The organism is Arenicella xantha (assembly GCF_003315245.1).
In the GTDB taxonomy this organism is placed as follows: domain Bacteria; phylum Pseudomonadota; class Gammaproteobacteria; order Arenicellales; family Arenicellaceae; genus Arenicella; species Arenicella xantha.
Genome location: NZ_QNRT01000001.1, coordinates 392,894 through 412,310, shown reverse-complemented (window position 1 = coordinate 412,310; position 19,417 = coordinate 392,894). Strand labels below are relative to the sequence as shown.

The following is a 19,417-nucleotide window of genomic DNA, read 5'->3' as shown; positions in this document are numbered from 1 at the left end:
ATCATAGGGAAATCAACAATGGCTAAGGCTAACGAACTAACCTTTCAAAACGACATGATTCGTCAGCTAGTTGCAAACGGCTGGCTACTCGGCAAACCAGAAAACTATAACCGTGAACTGGCGCTGTATGAAGAGGACGTTCTTGGTTTTGTTAAAGAGTCTCAAGATGAGCAATGGCAAAAGTTTTGTACGCTTTATCCTAATGACCCAGAGGATACGTTTTTAAAGCGCGTTGCAACCCAGCTAAATAAAGCAGACCCCAATGCGGCGAATAAGGAAATGCGCACCTTTGGCACATTGGGCGTGCTGCGGCATCAAATTCGTGACCGGGGTACACGCTTTAATCTTTGCCAATTTAAGCCTGAGCATGATCTAAACCCAGATACATTGGCACGTTATGGAATGAACCGTTTACGCGTGGTGCCCGAACTAGTGTATTCGCCTTGGGCTACGGCTGAGCATGAAGCAGAAACGGGAGTGCGGGCTAATAAATGGCGAATTGATTTAGTTCTATTTGTGAATGGCTTGCCAGTAGCGACGCTGGAATTAAAATCTGAATTTAAACAGGCGGTGCAAAACGCTATTAAGCAATATAAAACAACACGTTTTGCCATAGACCCCGTTACCAAAAAACCAGAGCCCTTATTAACCTTTAAACGCGGCGCATTGGTGCACTTTGCAGTAAGTCAATACGAAGTGTATATGGCGACTCGCTTAGATGGCGAAAACACATTCTTTTTACCGTTTAATAAAGGCACGGCTGATGGCGGGGCGGGTAACGATGTGCCTGAAGATATAAATCAGTATGCAACTGATTACCTATGGAATGAAGTGCTACTGCCCGATAATCTACTGAATATTTTAGCGCGCTATGTACATTTGCAGATTGAAGAGAAAGAAGACTGGGAAGGCCGAAAGTATAAAAAAGAAACACTGATTTTTCCGCGATACCATCAGTGGGATGTAGTGACAAAGCTTATTGCTGCTTCAAAATCGGAAGGGCCAGGCCATAAATACCTTGTTCAGCACAGCGCCGGCTCAGGTAAGTCAATGTCAATTGCTTGGGTTGGGCATCAGCTATCAGCACTCTACGACGACGCAGGCAATAAGCAATTCGACTCAGTGATAGTAGTGACTGATCGCACGGTATTGGATGACCAACTGCAAGATACCATTTATCAGTTCGAGCATGTGGATGGCGTGGTTGGCCGCATCAATCGTGAAACGGGCGATGGCTCAAAATCAGAAAAGCTGGCTGCAGCCTTAGAAAATTCACAGCCCATTATTATCGTGACTATTCAAACGTTTCCATTTGTCTTGAAAGCGATTGAAAACAGCGTCAATTTGAAAGAACGAAACTTTGCAATCATCGCGGATGAAGCGCATTCGTCACAGACTGGCTCAACTGCCCGTCAGCTGAAGGAAGTGCTAATGATTGATGGTAGTCAACCCGACGACGACCTAAGTGCTGATGATATTATCGATGCAGCGGTTGCCGCGCGCCGAGTAAGCCCTAATTTAAGCTATTACGCCTTTACCGCAACACCAAAAACTAAAACATTAGAACTCTTCGGGCGTTTACCGAACCCGAAGGAACCAGCCTCTATCGATAATTTACCTGAAGCGTTTCATGTATACAGCATGCGCCAAGCCATTGAAGAAGGTTTTATTCTGGATGTGCTTAAAAACTACACCAATTACAAAGTGGCATATAACCTTGCACTTAAAATCGAAGAAGCTGATAACGAAGTTGAAAGTAAGCGAGCTAAGGTAAAGCTAAACCAATGGGTGCGATTGCACGATTATAATATTGCGCAAAAAGTACAGGTGATAGTCGAGCATTTTAAAGACAATGTAATGGGGCTATTAGGTGGTCAAGCCAAGGCAATGGTAGTTACCAGTGGTCGTAAAGAAGCGGTACGTTATAAGCTGGGATTTGATAAATACATTGCGGATAAAGGTTACAAAAAACTACATGCCATGGTGGCATTTTCTGGCGACGTGCAATTCGATGAAAAAGATCCGAATAGCAAAGAATTACTAGGGGAAAAATTCACCGAAATTAGTATGAACCCGAATCTCAAGGGGCGAGATATGCGCAAGGCATTTGACTCGGACGATTACCAAGTGATGATTGTTGCCAATAAGTTTCAAACTGGTTTTGATCAGCCCAAACTATGTGCGATGTATGTGGATAAAAAGCTGGGCGGCGTGGAATGCGTGCAGACCTTATCTCGATTAAATCGCACCTATCCGGGTAAAGCGGAAACCGGCACATTTGTCTTAGATTTTTTCAATGAGCCTGATGATGTGTTGGGTGCGTTTAGACCCTATTTCAAAACTGCTGAATTGGATGATGTGTCTGACCCGAATTTAATCTTTGAGTTATTCGAAAAGTTACGTGGCTCCAGCATATTTCAGTGGCATGAAGTGGAACAATTTTGTAAGGCCTTTTATGTAAAGAATAAGAGCAATGCGGCTATCGCAAATATATGCAAGCCCGCGGTAGAACGTTGGACCATGCGCTATAAGTCTGCTGTAGAGGCTTACAAGCAGGCTAAGGATATATTTGAGCGGACCAAGAAGTCTGGTGATGCAGTCTTAATGGCCAATGCCGAAAATAGTTTTAACGACTGCAAAAAGGAAAAGGACGCATTAGAAATTTTCAAAAAAGATTTGGGTACGTTTGTTCGTTTTTATGAGTTTATGTCGCAGATTGTCGACTACGATGATAAGAACTTAGAGAAGCTCAGCTTATATGCACGAAACCTGCGGCCAATGCTGAGGGAGTCTGCAATTGAAGAGGATGAGATCGAATTAGACAATATTGTTTTAAGCCATTACCGCCTTTCCAAAATTCGCCAACAAGATTTAACCATGGAAACGGGTGAGCTCTACTCACTAACGCCTGGTGAAGGGTTAGGGTCAGCCACAGCAAAGGACAAAAAGGAAGAACGCTTATCGCAGATTATTCAAAGACTCAATGAGATATTTCTTGCCGATGAACTGACCGAAGCCGACATGGTGAGCTATGCGAACACCATTAGAGATAAGGTTAGAGAAAATGCTCGGGTAATGAAACAGATTAAAAACAACTCAGCTGAGCAAGCTATGTTAGGAGACTTCAGCAAAGCCATAGATGATGCCGTGATGGACAGTGAAAAAGCGCACAAAACGCAGATGCTACAGTTACTGTCTGATCCTGCGCGTGCCAAAAATTTCGCTAAAGTGATTTTTGATATGTTGAAGTTGGTAGATTAATAAAATGAATCAGCCGTTTCAAAGAATTGGTTCTAAATCGAACTCACAAGTTGGCTCTGATTTTGAGAAAGCTGCGCTCGCTTGGTTCGAGGCTCAAAAAATCAATCTAGTTAGAAATTTTAAGGTTCCGGTGGGAGTGAACGAAAATAAGAAAGTTCATGCATTCGATTTAGGTTGCGCTGAGCAACGCATAATCGTTGAATGCAAATCACATAGGTGGACTTCAGGAAGAAATGTTCCAAGCGCAAAATTAACGGTATGGAATGAGGCGATGTATTACTTTATGAGCGCCCCTAAGGGCTACCGCAAGATAATGTTCGTGCTCAAAGATTACAGCGCAAAAAGAAATGAATCACTAGCTGAATATTACCTCCGACGATACTCACATTTAGTCCCTGACGATGTCGAGTTTTGCGAATTTGACGAAGAGACAAGGGTCGGCAGCTTTTTAAAGCATCGCTTTTAATTGGCTAGTAGAGCTTGCCTAGAGATAATATGCACCGCTAGATCACTGCTCGGTTTAGAGTATGAGGTTGAGATAGAAGAGTTCTATTTAGCATGCAAAAAGGTTTGCGAGAACAAATTAACACGCGTCAAGAGTACCCAATCTAGTATTCTATTATGATCGAGGCTCCATCTACGCATAAGGGAGTTAATAGAACGATTAGTTTTTAAAGTCGACGCGTGTCACAAGCGAGAAATTGAGTAAGTCAATTCGAAAGCCATGTCGGCAGAGTGTAATCTTGACGTCCCGAGCAATAGTCAACATTTGAGGAGAGACAATGACAGCTAAAAAAGGTGATTCAGCATTGATAATTGCAGCTATATTTATAGTAGCTTTGGTATTTTTAGTTTCTATGATCGCGGTCGCTACGCCTATAGTTTTGCTAATTGTACTTTCTTATTACACTTATAAATCGGACAGTGTTAAAAGAACGCTGGCTGGTGACATGTCAGATTTTTGGTTAAACGAAAGTGAAAAATCTGAGTATAAGCAAACACTAACAGAATACCAACATGCCGACCATTTGATTCAAGAGGCCAATAGTCTCGGTAAAAGCGAAGGTGTTAGTCGCAACAAAGACGGAACTTTTAGCGCTAGGAGTAAATTAGGCAAGAAACTTAGATCGACAATTGAGCGATATCAGCCCAATCGAACAGCTTCGTTAGACTATTTAATACTGATATCAGAGCTGCCGATTTCCCGTTGGAGCGAGTTTAACGACAATCTGAAAAAGCGCTTTGCATCGATTTTTGCAATTTTAGCCTGGGTCTCAACACTCATCTATTACTCAGTGAAACTGGGGGTAGAGTCAGTTCGAGATGTACTTTCTGCTTACATTGCAATGGCTTCAAACCCATTTCGAGGTAGCGAAAATCAGCTACCAACCGCCGCCGGCGATTGGGACATGATTATCATTTCGAGCTTAGTCGCAATAATTTCATATTTTCTATTCAAGTTTATTTTTCGAAATCCAGCAAGCACGTTCACTCCAAAGCCAGAAACAGTTTCAATGGAAAACATAGATTCGTATTGACCTTAATCTCGCTATGGTTTACCAACAGCACTTATTAATAGTAGGTAGCCACAAAAAAGATCAGGTAATAATCCGAGTCTCATACAAATCAAACTTGATCACAATATAGTGATTAAGAAATTAGATAGCGATTGCCTCACTACTAAAACCTTTACTTTAGAGTTTTAAAAACGCATGAACCTGTTCAAAATTTTAGCTAATGGTAATGGCTCTCTAAATGAGCCGAATGTGTCAGCGTTTTTGGGGTATCTGCTCGACCCCAATCAAAACCACGGACTAGAATTCGTTTTTCTTGAGCGGTTTCTTGATCAATTCCTTAACATTAACGAGGATTTTCAACTAAGAAAATATGACTATGAAGTTCACTTCGAACAAGGCTTTCAACGTGAGACTACGGCGAAAAAAGAAATCGTGGATATTGTTATTCTTTGCTTTGAACGAGCGGAGAACACTGGCAAGCAATCAATTGTGCAAAGCGCGCTATCAGTTGAAAGGACGCTTAAGAACATTTTCTTAATAGAGAATAAAATCACTAAGGGTGCTAAAAATACTCAACAACTCTCTCGTCAGTATGCCGCCAGCATTGGTGCACTCGGGCTGGAGGCGGATTCAAATAAAGTAATCAGCCTGTATGTAACGCCTACCGGGAAAAATTACTCTACTGAATTTATGAGCTTTGACAACCAAAGGCATAAGTTTCACCTGACCTGGGAGAGCGAAGCAGATATCGGTGATCTGAATATCGATGATGAAATAACTAGTTCTATTTCAAGAGTCATTGAGTCGATCATTTATGAGGAAAGCATAGGAAGAATCGAAGCAATAGATGTGTACACGAGGCACACACTGATTTCGTTTTTGAAATTCATAGAAAGTGGCTTTAAGTCTGAGGCCACTGAAAGAAAGGAAAATAAAGAAGGGAAATATCAAAGAGATCTCAGCCATAGCGTTGCAAGCCTAAAACAAAAAAAACCACAGCTGATTAATTCAAGAGCATGGGCTATTTTGTCGGACGTCGAGTCTTGGCTGACGACTTACGAAAGTCCGCACATCACTTACCGATGCTCAAAAACGCATCCTATATCTGTTTTTTATGACGATAAGAAGGTTCTCAGCCTGAGTAAGTTGGGAAAGAACCTACGGTTTTATTTTATTCTCAGCAGAAACTTCGATTACACGAATGAACATAAAGATTACCTTACTGCACTCTTATCAGGGAGCAAAGGAGAAGTGTCTGACTCAGATGAAGGTGTGAAACGCGACTCCTTCTCTTCGGAGGAAGCCATATATTGGCTCGAAGAAATAGTCAAAATTTGCTCTCAGATTTCATAGCTTTAACTTTTCCGAGCAACGGTTAAGCTTAATAGTGACGGTCCTTTACACATTAATTTGAGCGGACTATTCTTGCCAAGACACCAATTTGTATTTGACTCCAATTTCAATATCGCACCGGTGTACTCCCCGACTTGTAACGCAAAGAAATCTAACACGGACTTAACATTGCGCATCGACACGCACTTTGATTATTGGGCCGACATTAGTCCTGGCCTCAGCATCTGGGATGCTAAGGGATCAAGAGATCCAGACTCGTCAAGCAAGCCGCTACAAGCGACTCATCAACTTCTCTGGACGAAACGGCTACCAAATGGCGCACGCGGCATGCTGTCGAAGATTAGTGTCCGAATGGATTTAACGCTTGAAACTATTCGTCGTCACTATGTTGGCGAAGTATCGCCGATGACCGATGTGTTAGAGCGCTACTCGGACTTCTTCGAGCTATTCGTTGATTTTGCTCAGTATGTCGACTTTTGGTTGCTGAACGATTTAGCTGATGATCAATATCAAGTACGGTTCTTTCTACCCTTCGATGGCTTCCAGCGGAATGCTACCCCCGCAAACGTCAATGAATACATTCAGCTGAAGCACGCAACAGTCGAATTTTTGAGCGCTAGAAACGCACGGATTGCTGAACAAGTATTTGCATGATTTTAAATAATCGGGGATTGATGATGCAATGGTGGTATTTGCGCTTGCTACATAACTAAGATATTCTCCATTCCGAAGGAACACCGCTGATTTAACTGGCAACTTGCGAGCGGTATACAAATTCAGCTAAAGCGTTATCCTTATTTTAGGCTTCGCCGTTGCCTTGATTATTCTTATCAAGGAGAAAGCAATGCAAATTTCTACGGTTTATAACGGTGAGCAAATCACCAGCGAGTTGTTGAATCACACCCGCTCATTTCTTGAAGTTCAAATAACCTCACCCTACGCCAATCACACTACCTCGTTGTCTGTGCCTACCTTTGCGCGAGCGCACACTCAGTACCAAGGTGAGATGTTAGAGAGTCGGTGTAACCAGCTTTTGATTGAGCTCTATGAGTTTGGTTCATTAATCGACAAGCATTTTTCGACATTGGTCGAACGATTTCGTTCGAGTAGTATTCCTGCATTACAATCAAGCGTTAACGAGTTGGCGGCTGACCTTCGGACTCGTAAGCAAGGTCTACGTAAGCTATTCATCAAGAATGAGATCACGCAGCGCGAGTATCAAAGTCAACTAAAGGAGGTGCGGGGCTTGATCAACAATGCGCAAAACCGAGTATGCAGCGCGATTGACGATTTGTTTGAAGGTTCACCATTTGATGGTGTTAGTTTTGATTTAAGAGCGATGCTAGTGCAACAGCTAACGCAGCAGACGTAATTCATCAGGTTTTGAGTCGGTAGCAGCGAGGACAAATTTCAAGGCCCAGAAGCGCCGATTGTCGCGGGTCATTCGGTTCTATTCTCTTGTCGAGTCAACAAACTCGATTACATGCGGCTGGTCAGTTTTGTCTCGGCGTTGGAAGAGTTTTGATTGTTTCTAGTTGATAAATCAATGGGGAGACAATCGCTTAGGGCTTGCTAAATAATTTGTCGATTAGTTATCTTCAAATTAGCAGGCTGCACCTTCTGACCAAGCCAGTTGTTACAGATATTTATTACCTCTTTGACTATTGATGTTAATAATTTTCTTCTCGCGTATCTCGATACCTTGGTTTTCGCATGCAATTACGAAATTTTCTTCTTGATAGAATTGTGAAGGCGCTAATAGGGTAATCCTCCCCCAAAAAAGTTAGGAATACCGGAATGACGGTGAGTGTAATTGACCAAGATGGACTTCCCAGGGTTTGCTAGACCCTAAATAGCGTTATATGGAGTTCCCCCGATCGCACGGACACTCATCCGTTATTTCCGATCTGAAAAGCTCTGCAATACCATTTGAACAATCCATCCTATTTTGAGCTACACTTTTATTCTGTGGGCATCATAAATGTAATCTAATGAACGTTAACGAAATTTCAATAATCGTACCGGTTAAAGATAATCAGCGGGGTATAGATGTTTTATTAACGACATTTTTCGATACCTTTAGTGCTGAAGATTGTCCGCTCGAGATCATTATCGTTGATAATGGATCGGCTCCATCTATAAGCATAGATCCCGTGTTTTTGGGTCGTTACTGTGCTGTTCGACTGTTAACTTGTACTAAGCGAGGGCCCGGTGCAGCAAGAAACACCGGAGCTAAGAAAGCAAAGGGTGCATTTTTACTCTTCATCGACAGCGACTGTGTGCCAGCTGCAAGTTTACTGACTGGTTATGTGAAGGCGAGGGTTCAAGACAAATACAATTCTGTGGGGTATTCGGGGTTTGTTGATGCGCTAGGAGATGACGTTTTATCGAACTATTATGTGAGCCAAAATATTCACCTGCCTCCTAAAGTTGTAAACTCAGATGCTGAATACTCACCCAAATACTTAGTAACCGCTAATGCACTAGTGTGTAAAATCGCATTTGATAGTGTTGGTGGGTTTGATGAGTCTTTTGTGTTAGCGGGAGGAGAGGACATCGATTTAGCGCTTAGGCTTAAACAATTCGGGGCCTTATCGTTCGCATCTGAGTCCGTTGTTTTCCACGATTTTAACGATGGTTTGATCGGTTTCATTAAGCGGTTTTTCCGCTATGGTCAAGGTATTCGATTGGTTAAAGAAAAACATCCAGATTACCGTTTTCCTGCTCCATTTACAGCGAACGAAAAAAAAACATTGATTAATAACGTGTTGGTCATTCTTCAGTGGGGGTGCATGTATTTGGGTTACCTGAAACAAGAAAGAGAATTTTTAAGTGAGGGTTAATTTATTGCCTGACTCACTACTTGAACCTTCATCTAAACCGTTAATTGTTGCTTCAATTCTAAATTGGAATCAATTTGAATTGACTGTGCGCTGTCTCACATCTCTGATAGAAAAGGGTTATCCAAATCTAATAGTCTGTGTTACTGACAATCATTCAGCGGTGTTTGATGAAAAACACTTACTATCGTTGTTTCCAAATTTAATAATCTTAAAGAACGGCCAAAATCTAGGTTATGCGGGAGGGCATTTAAAAGCCCTTGATTATGCTTTGTCGGTTAATGCCGAACTTATCTGGTTACTCAACAACGATACAGTTGTAACCGACCAGACATTGCCTCCATTGTTAAATGCTTACAACCGAGAAGGTGTGGCTATTTATGGCAGCCTTGCGATCAACTGTGATGGTGATATTAGTGAAGACGTGATCTGGGGTGTTACCGAACAGCTCAATGGTGCTGTCTGTAGTTTTGCAGCATTGACTCAAGATGAGTTAACCGAAATGCCAATCAAGCAGGTTGCAAACGTTTTAGGGTGTAGCATGTTGGTACCATTAAGTCTCATAGAAGCTTATGGGTTTATCGACACCAGTTTTTTTCTATATTTTGAAGAAACAGATTACTGCCTGCGTTTGCTTGAGCTCGGAGTTCCATCTTATATGGTAAGTGGTAGTGTTATTATGCATGAAGAAAAAGCAAGTATTGCCTCTAACCCTTGTTTACAAAAGAGAGTAGATTATTACCTGTATCGTAACCTTCATCGCTTAATATTGAGGCACGGTTCTAAGATGCTGGCCTTTCACTATTTAACGACAGTATTAAAACGCCTTGTGATAGCCAATGTTTTTAGAAGCAAACATATGTCAAAAGTAAATCGCTTTGAAGTTCTTGGGGTATTGCATTCATACCTTGGTGTCACGGGTAAGTATTATGATCCTGAACTTTATAGACAAGTTTGATTTTTTACCTTAATTTAAAAATCACATGGAAATTGACATTATAGCGAGTGGTTCGTTCTCAATTTTTATTAATGTTATGGTACATGGCCTCTTAGTAGCCTAATTAAATAGTAGCCTAATTAAAGTACAAACTGACTGCGCTTTCGGCTGTGGTGTTAAGTGAATGATATGATTAAAGCAAGCATAAAAGAATTCCTCTTGAATGAATTGTGCCCTCAGTATAGTGGTGACTTGGATGACGATGTAAAGCTGATAAGCGATGGGCTTATTGACTCAATTTCGGCACTTCAATTGGTAGATTTCATTGAAAAGCGTTTTAATATTGAGTTTGAAGCGCATGAGGTGGACAGAGAAAATCTCGATACGCTCTCCAATATCGAAAGATTTATTGTTGCAAAGCAATAGATGCTACCTTTTGCAACGCTAGGTGAATTAGTACGTAACAGCTTAGATTCTTTTTCGGGCCAGGCCTGTGATGACTTGTTAGTGAGTCGTAGCTATCCCGAACTTAAACGAGATGCTGAACATATCGAGCAACAGTTACTCGCTATTGGCGTAGAACAAAGCGATAGAGTTTGCCTTTATGTAAGCAAAAATACCCAGAGTTACGCCGCGTTGTTGGCTTTAGTTCTGTCTGGTGTCTGCTATATTCCTATTGATCCGCTTGCACCAAGTGCGAGAGCTAAAGAGATCATCCACGACAGTGCTCCAGCTGGTATTTTGCTTGATGCGACGTTATTCGATGATATTGGTGAGGAATTTCAAAATATATCCGTTCATCCTGTTGAAGGCACGTCACTAATCTTCGTTGGATTTAGTTTCGAAAAGCAAACTGGCAGTGATTCCAAGCTAGCCTACATACTTTACACTTCTGGTTCCACAGGGAAACCAAAGGGCGTATTAATTACTCACGAAAACGCCCTCAGTTTCATTAATTGGGTGGTGATCACATTCGATTTAAGTGCGTCAGATACGTTTTCTTCTATCGCGCCATTTCACTTTGATTTGTCAGTATTTGATTTGTTTGTATCGCTATACCACGGCGCGAAGGTTGTACTGTTTAATGATAAGCATATTCGCAATCCTTTGTTACTGGCGGCACAAATTGAAGAACACAATATTTCGGTATGGTATTCAACACCAACCATTCTGGTGTTACTTGAGCAATATGGAAAACTATACAAATACGCTCACTTATCCATGCGTGTCGTGCTTTTCGCCGGAGAAGTTTTACCGCTTTCGAGTTTAATTAAAATCAAATCCCATTGGCATAAAGCTAAATTATATAATTTGTATGGGCCCACAGAGACCAATGTAGTGACGTGGATCAAAATTGATGACGCCTTAGCTAATGATTACGATGTGTCACGTATTGGTCAGTGTTGCGAGCACGCCGCTGTGGCGATATTGAAAATGGGAGAAATTAAGCCGCTTCGATTGGGGCTTGAGGGCGAATTACTTGTTAGTGGTGTTGCGCTTAGTCCAGGGTATTTAAATAATGACACCATGGATCTCAAACACACAATCCATTGTGACAGCGTTCGCTGGTATAAGACGGGAGATCATGTGCGTGTGATCGATCAACTTTGTCTAAAGTACATTGGTCGGCTTGATCGAATGATTAAAAAGAGGGGTTACCGAATAGAATTAGATGAGATTCAGCAAACAATCGATCAGTGTGTTAGCGTTGAACGAGCTGGCGTTATTTCAGTAGATAGGAATAAGACACCGTTTATCATTGCATTTTATAAAGATCAAAATAGTACGTTTAATGAGACCGAGGCTACGGATAACAGTCTTCAGATATTGGGGGTTATTCAAGCTTATGTCAAAGAGCGGTTGCCAAACTATATGTGGCCAGATCAGTGGATATGCTTAGATAGCTTGCCACTGACCGGAACTGATAAAATTGATTACAAGGCGCTAGCCGATTACGACAGAGCATAATCATGGATTTCTCTCTTACAGAACAACAAGAAAAAATCAAAGGTGAAACACTCGATTTTGCTCGTGCGCATTTTAATAATGATTTGATCGAGCGTGATAAGAATCAAAAATTCGATCGAGACTTATGGCGGACTGCCGGAAAACATAAGTTAATGGGGCTTTGCATTCCAGAGCAATATGGTGGCAGAGGGTTAGACCCCTTGACGACTGTTGTTGCCCTTGAAGCGTTTGGTGAGGGTTGTGAGGACGGTGGTTTTTGCTTTGCTATTGCGGCACATTTGTTTGCAACCGTGGTACCCATTTGGATTTTTGGTTCGGATGAGCAGCGCCAACATTACTTGCCTAACCTTTGTGATGGTACTTGGGTTGCCGCTAACGCAATGACCGAATTAACATCTGGGTCCGACGTTTTTAACCTCGCCACTGCAGCAGTAGATATAAGCGCCGGAGATGAAACGCGCGAATTTGAACTTAACGGCCATAAGACCTATGTGTCGAATGCGCCGCATGCCGATATTTTGCTGACTTATGCAAGCACTGATTACAGCAAAGGCTTTTTTGGTGGCATCTCCAGTTTTATTTTGAATAAGTCCGAGCACAATTTTAAAGTTTCTGAGCCTATCGATAAAATGGGGGCACGAACGTGTCAGATGGGGGAAGTGGTTTTTGAAAACTTAATCGTAAGTCATTCTGCGCTACTGGGTAATGTCGGTGGAGGCGGAACTGTTTTTAATCGCTCCATGGAGTGGGAGAGAGTCTGTTTAGGAGCGACACATTTGGGCGTTATGAATCGTATGCTAGCTAAAGCGGTTTCATTTACCAAACGACGTATGTCAAGTGGTGTCCCCATTGGGCAGAATCAAGCCATCAGTCACGCATTGTCAGATTTGCGTACGCGCTTAGAAGCGGCTAGATTGTTGACGTATCAAAGTGCCTGGAAGCTTGGTAAATCAAAAAGAGGGATGGCACTCGATGCCTCGATGACTAAGCTGAGTGTGAGCGAATTGTTCAAAGATTTTTCATTAATTATTTGTCAAATTTATGCGGGAGAAGGATACGTCAATAACCATGAAGCCGAGAGAGTAATGAGAGACGCTTTAGGCAGTACTATTTATTCAGGCACCTCCGAAGTGCAAAAAAACATCATTTCGAAGCTAATTTAAGTTACTCGGGAGTAACCAGATAATGAAGAAAACATTTGATGTAATCGTTGTTGGGGGAGGCCCAGCGGGTAGCACTGTTTCAACCTATCTTTCGCGAGCTGGTTTTAAAGTCCTGGTGTTGGAGAGGGATGTTTTTCCCCGCTTTCACATCGGAGAAACCTTGCTGCCGTATTGCTATCATCTATTTGAGGACCTAGGCGTGCTGAAACAAATGGAGAGGGACTTTTCAAGAAAGCCTGGTGTTACGTTCTCTAGCGAAGATAATAGTAGCCATTCAAACTGGTGCTTCGCACACTTAATTAGAGATGAGTCAAGCCTCTCTTTTCATGTTGAACGAAGTCGCTTTGATGACATGTTACTGAAAAACTCAGTTAAAGAAGGTGTTGTGGTTTGTCAAAACACAAGAGTTGTATCGAGTTCAATAGATCAGGAAACACAAAAAGTTTGGGTGAAAACACAAGATGGCGATAGCTACGAAGCGCGTTTTTTAATTGACGCTTCCGGTCAAGACTGCTTTCTTGGCAATACCCAAAAAAGCAAAAAACCTAATCGTAAATTATCACCAAGAATTGCTGTGTCGTGTCAGTGGGGTAACGCTAATCTCGATGCGACCTTAAGAAAAGGCGGCCTCAGGATTATTCATTTGGAAGGTGAGAAGAAAGGCTGGTTGTGGATGATCCCAGTCGCTGAAGGCAAGCTGAGTGTAGGTGTAGTAACTGAAAGCTCATATTTTTTAGCAAGAAAAAAACAACTTGCTGAGTTTGGTCAAGAGTGGTGTGCTGAATTTTATCGACAGGAAATTTTTACAACAACACTCGGTAAACAGATACTCGATGAAGCAAACACTCTTAATGAAATACAGACCAACGGGGACTATTCTTATACCAATACTGACAAATATGGCGAGCATTACGCTGCGATAGGAGATGCGTCAGCATTTTTGGACCCTATGTTTGCGAGTGGGGTTTATCTTGCGATGAAAAGTGCAGAGTTACTCGCACAAGCGTTAGTAAAAAAACTAAATCATGATGACAAATCAGCATTGAAAGAAGCCTATAGTACTATTGATGGGGCTTATACTCTCATAGAGAAAATGATTAACATTTATTATAACCCTGACGCTGTCAGGTTTTCCGACGCACAGCAAGCACTGACATTCGATGATCAAGAAGGGGCATACGCGATGATACACTTTCTGTTAGCGGGTGATTTTTTTGCTAATCAAGAAAAATATAATCGGGCTTTGGAAATATTAAACAGTAAGAAAAAGATTGAAGGCTTTTTTCAGCTAATTGATCAAAAAGAAATATCCCGAGGAGCCCTTTGTGAATAGCGTTTACTCGATTTATTTACAAGAGGCCGCTACTTACACTGGATCATGTGATCGTTGTCGTGAACTCAGAAACAACCCCTTTACATTATGATATCGATTGTTATTCCATCAAATAGACTTGATGAGAAATTTGAACGATGCTTACTGGCCATTGAAAATGCTGTAATGCCAGATAGTACTGAATTGATTATCGTTTTGGATGGTATAGCGAAGGATCTCGGCTTCTTTAAAAAAATCAACTCTATTGATTCATATATTATAGAGCTTGCTGAGAATAAAGGACCTGCCTTTGCACGTAATCAAGGGGCAAAATATGCCAACGGAGAGGTGTTACTTTTCATTGACGCCGATGTTGCAATTCAAAAAGACAGTATTTATAAAGTTGATCAATGGTTTAATAAGTTTGATTCTGGCGACGCGCTAATTGGTATGTATGATGACCAACCTAGTGACCCGTCCTTGGTCTCTAAGTTTAGAAATTTATTACATCATTATACTCATTTGCATGGATCCCCTGTTGCTTCTACATTTTGGAGTGGTTTTGGTGCTATACGCAAAGAGGTGTTTTGGTCTTTAGGTGGATTTGATTGTGTTTATAGACAACCCAGCGTAGAAGACATTGAGCTGGGCTATCGTCTTATAAGTGCGGAGGGAAATATCACTCTCGATAAGGAGCTCAGAGTTAAACACCTAAAATCTTGGATTCTGTTGAAGATGATACACACGGATATTTTTCGCAGAGCTGTGCCTTGGAGCAAGCTTTTGTTTCGATTTAAAAGTGTTAAGCAAGACGACCTGAATATCAAGTCAAGAGAAAAAGTATCAGCACTACTATTGGTATTGGCTGTTGTTAGCCTAATTGTCGGTGCTCTGTTGCCTGCTGTGTGGTTATTATTTCCAATATTAATCGTGTCCATTTTAGTGCTTCAGGCTCGTTTTTATATTTTTTTAGCGCATCATTTTTCGTTATATGAGCTACCGCTAGCGGTATTTTTGCATTGGTTGTATTACCTTAGTGCCGTGTTCGGTTATGCCTATGCGGCTATCAATTATCGTTTGATTCAGTTCAGTAGAAGTGCCTGTTTGATACGTGCTACGAAACGATGATACAAAAGCAAACGGTAGTCATTATTGGAGCGGGTCCGGCTGGGTTAACGGCGGCTTACGAGTTAGCTATTCAGGGCTCTGAATATAATATTATCGTGCTCGAGGCTGATCAGCAGGTTGGCGGTATTAGTAAAACTGTCGACTACAAAGGCAATAAAATTGACATTGGTGGTCATCGATTTTTTTCTAAGTCCGATACGGTGTTGAATTGGTGGCAACATTTTCTGCCCCTGGACTCTGCTAGTAGCGAAGTTCTAACTACCTACCAAAAGAAAACTAAGAAGGTCACCGTAGATAGAGCGGCGAGCGAGCACGAGCCAAAAATGCTTCTTAGGCCACGTAAATCCAGAATTTACTACAATAAAAAATTCTTCGAGTACCCGTTAAAGCTCAGTTTCACAACTCTTTGGAAAATCGGTGTCGTCAAGAGCGTTAAGATTTTATTCAGTATTATTTATCGTCGATTTAAGCCTATAAAAAATGAACAGAGTTTAGAAGATTTTTACATTAACCGGTTTGGAGACGAGCTTTATAAGACTTTTTTCAAAGCGTATACGCAAAAGGTGTGGGGTAAGCCCTGTTGCGATATCGATGCTCAATGGGGGCGTCAACGAGTTCAAGGGTTAGGGCTTAGAAGTATCGTTAAACATTATTTAGTGACTCGTTTCTATACAGCCGGTCAAGCCTTTATGAGCAGTAGTACTGAGCGATCTCTTTCCGAGTACTTTCTGTACCCAGAAGAAGGACCTGGGCAACTGTGGGATAAAGTCGCACAAGCCTGTCGTCGTGAAGGTGTCGATATACGTTGCCAACACATGGTTGAAGGAGTGCTCTCTGAAGACTGGCAGGTAAATAAAGTATCGGTTGTCAACAAAGCCACTAATGATACTTATGAGCTCAATTGTGATCTTATTATTTCGAGCATGGCAATTCGTGATTTAGCGAAAAGTTTCGGCGACGGTCTCCCTCTTGAGGTCAAAGACATCGCGACCAATTTGGAATATCGAGACTTCGTGATTGTCGGGCTACTTATTGATGGCAGTGATCTTAGCAACATCTCCAGCATTGATGATAACTGGCTTTATATTCAAGATTCCAGCGTAACCTTAGGTCGGCTGCAGCTGTTTCACAACTGGAGTCCTAATATGGTCGCAAATGAAAACCACCTATGGGTTGGTGCGGAATATTTCTGCCAGCAAGGTGATGATCTCTGGAGTATGGCTGACAATGATTTAATTCAGTTAGCTACTAAGGAGCTAGAAGTACTAGGCTTGATTGATGCTAGCATGAAGCTCGACGGTGTTGTTGTTAGAATGCCGAAAGCTTACCCATCCTATGTTGGAACCTATAATAGTTTAGAAAGTGCTCAGGCGTACTTTGATCGCTTCGACAACTTGTTTCTAGTTGGGCGCAACGGTATGCACAAATATAATAATCAAGATCATTCGATGTTAACAGCGATGGAGGCGGTTAAAAATATCCTTACAGGTGAGACCGGCAAAGATAATATCTGGGAAGTAAATACGGAACAGGATTATTTTGAAAAATAGCCGGTGTAGCGTTGTTTTTTTGACAGCAATCGCGCTTTTTCTTGGTGCGATGGTAACCACCATAGCGGTTCAACCACAGGGGTTCACTCACAATGCGGATATGGCGATGAGTGCAACGGGGGTGGCATTAAGCCGAACCTATTATGATCCTAATCTGGGAGTAAAAGTTAACCAACCGGGATATATCAATAATGGAGATTTCAATGTTTACCCCAATTGGCCGGCGTTAGGATTTAAAGCAATTGCCGCTTGGTATCAGTTGCTTGGAAAAGATAGTATCGACAACGCGAGGCTACTTGTTGCCTTATTGTATGCTTGCACGACAGTGTTATTTTTTGCTTTCTTATTGCGCTCCGAGTTCGACTTTAATGTCGCCGTTTTAAGCACAATCTTGTTTGTGGTGTTGCCACAACATCTTACCTACGGAAATATTATTTTTGCCGATATGTGGTTGTTGCCATTTTGGTTGCTGAGCTTTTTGATTTTCACCGCACAGCCTAAGTTCTATTTTCTAATCGTATTCATAGCCATATTTGCAACACTAAATTTCATGTGGTTTGTGTTCTTCGTTATTCCGGCTTTGGTCGTCATGTTGGTGTATCGACATTATGCGTTGTCCGCTAGACAAATGGGTCTTTTACTGCTGTTGTCGGTTGCTTCAATATGGCTATTTCAGAAACTGCTGCTAACCGTATTTGATAATGTTCCTTTGTTTGCAGAGCTCAGGCAATGGTCTGTTTTCCCCTTGCTCACTAACATTAAACTCAGTGCATATTTAGTGCTAAAAAGTAGTGCAAGAGTATTGTACGAGGCCATTCCGGTCCTGCTACTAGTAGGCTGTGTGACCTATCTCGGAGTTGTTCGTAACGGTCTGCGCTTAAGGGCGAGGCATCTTGATAGTTTTATCTTTGTAGGTTTAACTTTATTCTTTGCGGTGTTATCTCTGCCAAGCTGGTTTGTGACCCATAATACAAGCAGTGTGTTTTTTAGCGTATTGATTGCCGTGACTGGAGCCTTAGTTCTACAAAGTAGCAATCAGCAACAACCAAGAAAGACCGTTCTTTTAGGGTGTTTGAGCATTGTTGCCGCGGTGGCGCTCTATGCAGGGTTGCCGCACCTAACACAGGGGCGTTCAAATATAGCGACATTCAAACAAATTGTTGAACATATTAGTCAAACTGACCGTCATACTTTAAAGCGTCCTAATGTTATATTTTCATTGCGCAGCGATAGAGGGTGGTCCAGGCATGGATTGAAAATGGCGGTTAAAGAAGAGCTTCGGGCCTATATTTTCAGAATCCGAAGTCCAAAAGAGCCAATTAAATTAGTAGACTATTTTCAAAGTTCCACCAGTAAACTGCGTCGCTTAGATGCTCCTGGCTTTGATTCGTCTAAGTTTTATTATGTGACTGACTTTCCCTATACCGAAAAATTGTTGCATTCAAATTATTTAAGTTTTACGGAATATTCTCTACCGTCTGGCGTATTTTTATACGAATTTGAACTAGAGGTAGCGCGTTGATTTCCGTCATTATCCCTACCTTTGACCGCCCCCAAGCATTGCTGAAATGTATCTCGGCTTTGTCATTGCAACAATATGATGGCCAATGGGAAGTGATCATAGTAGATGATGGTGGTCTTCATAACCTATCACCTGTGGTTGCTGGTTTCGAGACAAAATTAAACATCACACTAATTCGGCAAGCTCGTAACAAAGGGCCAGCCAGTGCGAGAAATGCTGGAGCATATCAAGCCAGTGGTGAATATTTAGCTTTTCTTGACGATGATTGCGAGCCAGATGTTAACTGGATTCGTGCCGTGGCGGTCAAGCTTAGAAGCGGCGTATTGCTTGGTGGTTATACCAAAAATAAACTGTCTAACAATACTTATTCGGAAGCGAGTCAGTTGTTGGTCAGCTATCTTTACTCTTATTTTAAAGAAACACCTTGGTATTTTTTTACCTCAAATAACTTTGTAATGGACAAAGTAAGTTTTTTTAATATAGGTGGCTTTGACGAATCATTTACAACATCGGCTGGAGAGGACCGAGCTTTTTGTGCACGCTGGATTAAGTATGGGTATCAATTAGAATACGTTCCTAGTGCACTCGTTTGGCATTCGCATGAGTTAACATTGTCTTCTTTTTGTTCACTGCATTCAAAATACGGGAAAGCCGCTGCCCATTTTAGGGTCAAGTTGCGTGAATGGGGCATTCAAGAAAACGCCTTTACGATGCGTTTTTATTTTCGGTTAGTCAGCTTTGTTTGCCATAAAGAGAAATACAGCGCAGTCAATAAGCTCAATATATTATTATTGTTAGCGCTAAGTCAGTTATGCACTTTTTATGGAGCCATGACTGCAGTCGATAAATAGAGTATATTTTTCTTA

At 41.7% G+C, this 19,417-nt stretch carries 16 protein-coding genes; all 16 read left to right on the top strand.

The features are described from left to right. Positions 1-18 precede the first annotated feature (18 nt). The 16 genes from DFR28_RS01795 (at position 19) to DFR28_RS01720 (ending at position 19,402) form a co-directional block, all read left to right on the top strand. Positions 19-3,261 (top strand): type I restriction endonuclease subunit R, encoded by a 3,243-nt coding sequence (locus tag DFR28_RS01795; protein ID WP_113952589.1) that lies wholly within the window; start codon positions 19-21, stop codon positions 3,259-3,261. A gap of 4 nt (positions 3,262-3,265) precedes the next feature. Further along, positions 3,266-3,727: a hypothetical protein gene (locus DFR28_RS01790; RefSeq protein WP_113952588.1), complete on the top strand. Its 462-nt coding sequence runs from the start codon at positions 3,266-3,268 to the stop codon at positions 3,725-3,727. A gap of 316 nt (positions 3,728-4,043) precedes the next feature. Continuing rightward, positions 4,044-4,799 (top strand): hypothetical protein, encoded by a 756-nt coding sequence (locus DFR28_RS01785; protein ID WP_113952587.1) that lies wholly within the window; start codon positions 4,044-4,046, stop codon positions 4,797-4,799. Positions 4,800-4,973: 174 nt separating this feature from the next. Further along, positions 4,974-6,131 carry a PDDEXK-like family protein gene (locus DFR28_RS01780; protein ID WP_113952586.1) on the top strand — a complete coding sequence of 386 codons (1,158 nt, stop codon included), beginning with the start codon at positions 4,974-4,976 and terminating at the stop codon, positions 6,129-6,131. A gap of 72 nt (positions 6,132-6,203) precedes the next feature. Further along, positions 6,204-6,785: a DUF6994 family protein gene (locus tag DFR28_RS01775; protein ID WP_211316810.1), complete on the top strand. Its 582-nt coding sequence runs from the start codon at positions 6,204-6,206 to the stop codon at positions 6,783-6,785. A gap of 190 nt (positions 6,786-6,975) precedes the next feature. Beyond that, positions 6,976-7,503 carry a hypothetical protein gene (locus DFR28_RS01770; protein WP_113952585.1) on the top strand — a complete coding sequence of 176 codons (528 nt, stop codon included), beginning with the start codon at positions 6,976-6,978 and terminating at the stop codon, positions 7,501-7,503. A gap of 619 nt (positions 7,504-8,122) precedes the next feature. Then, complete coding sequence (locus tag DFR28_RS01765) at positions 8,123-8,974, top strand: glycosyltransferase (RefSeq protein ID WP_113952584.1); 852 nt, start codon at positions 8,123-8,125, stop codon at positions 8,972-8,974. A 4-nt stretch (positions 8,975-8,978) separates the two neighbouring features. Next, on the top strand, positions 8,979-9,929 hold the full coding sequence (locus DFR28_RS01760; protein WP_170131940.1) for a glycosyltransferase family 2 protein: 951 nt from the start codon (positions 8,979-8,981) through the stop codon (positions 9,927-9,929). A gap of 168 nt (positions 9,930-10,097) precedes the next feature. Further along, positions 10,098-10,334, top strand: coding sequence for an acyl carrier protein (locus DFR28_RS01755; protein WP_113952582.1), 237 nt, complete (start codon positions 10,098-10,100; stop codon positions 10,332-10,334). Continuing rightward, positions 10,335-11,876: an AMP-binding protein gene (locus DFR28_RS01750; RefSeq protein ID WP_113952581.1), complete on the top strand. Its 1,542-nt coding sequence runs from the start codon at positions 10,335-10,337 to the stop codon at positions 11,874-11,876. It begins immediately after the preceding gene. 2 nt (positions 11,877-11,878) lie between these two features. Continuing rightward, a complete protein-coding gene (locus DFR28_RS01745; protein WP_113952580.1) occupies positions 11,879-13,039 on the top strand; it encodes an acyl-CoA dehydrogenase family protein in 1,161 nt (386 codons plus the stop codon). Positions 13,040-13,061: 22 nt separating this feature from the next. Continuing rightward, the gene (locus tag DFR28_RS01740) at positions 13,062-14,372 is read left to right on the top strand and encodes an NAD(P)/FAD-dependent oxidoreductase (protein ID WP_113952579.1); all 1,311 of its coding nucleotides are present in this window, start codon (positions 13,062-13,064) and stop codon (positions 14,370-14,372) included. Between the two features lie 87 nt (positions 14,373-14,459). Continuing rightward, the gene (locus DFR28_RS01735) at positions 14,460-15,479 is read left to right on the top strand and encodes a glycosyltransferase family 2 protein (RefSeq protein ID WP_113952578.1); all 1,020 of its coding nucleotides are present in this window, start codon (positions 14,460-14,462) and stop codon (positions 15,477-15,479) included. Then, positions 15,476-17,029, top strand: coding sequence for an NAD(P)/FAD-dependent oxidoreductase (locus tag DFR28_RS01730; protein WP_113952577.1), 1,554 nt, complete (start codon positions 15,476-15,478; stop codon positions 17,027-17,029). The genes DFR28_RS01735 and DFR28_RS01730 overlap by 4 nt, the downstream gene beginning before the upstream one ends. Continuing rightward, the gene (locus tag DFR28_RS01725; protein WP_170131939.1) at positions 17,019-18,551 is read left to right on the top strand and encodes a glycosyltransferase family protein; all 1,533 of its coding nucleotides are present in this window, start codon (positions 17,019-17,021) and stop codon (positions 18,549-18,551) included. Before DFR28_RS01730 ends, DFR28_RS01725 begins: the two co-directional genes overlap by 11 nt. Further along, positions 18,548-19,402, top strand: a complete 855-nt coding sequence (locus DFR28_RS01720; protein WP_113952575.1) for a glycosyltransferase family 2 protein — start codon at positions 18,548-18,550, stop codon at positions 19,400-19,402. Before DFR28_RS01725 ends, DFR28_RS01720 begins: the two co-directional genes overlap by 4 nt. The last annotated feature ends 15 nt before the right edge of the window (positions 19,403-19,417 follow it).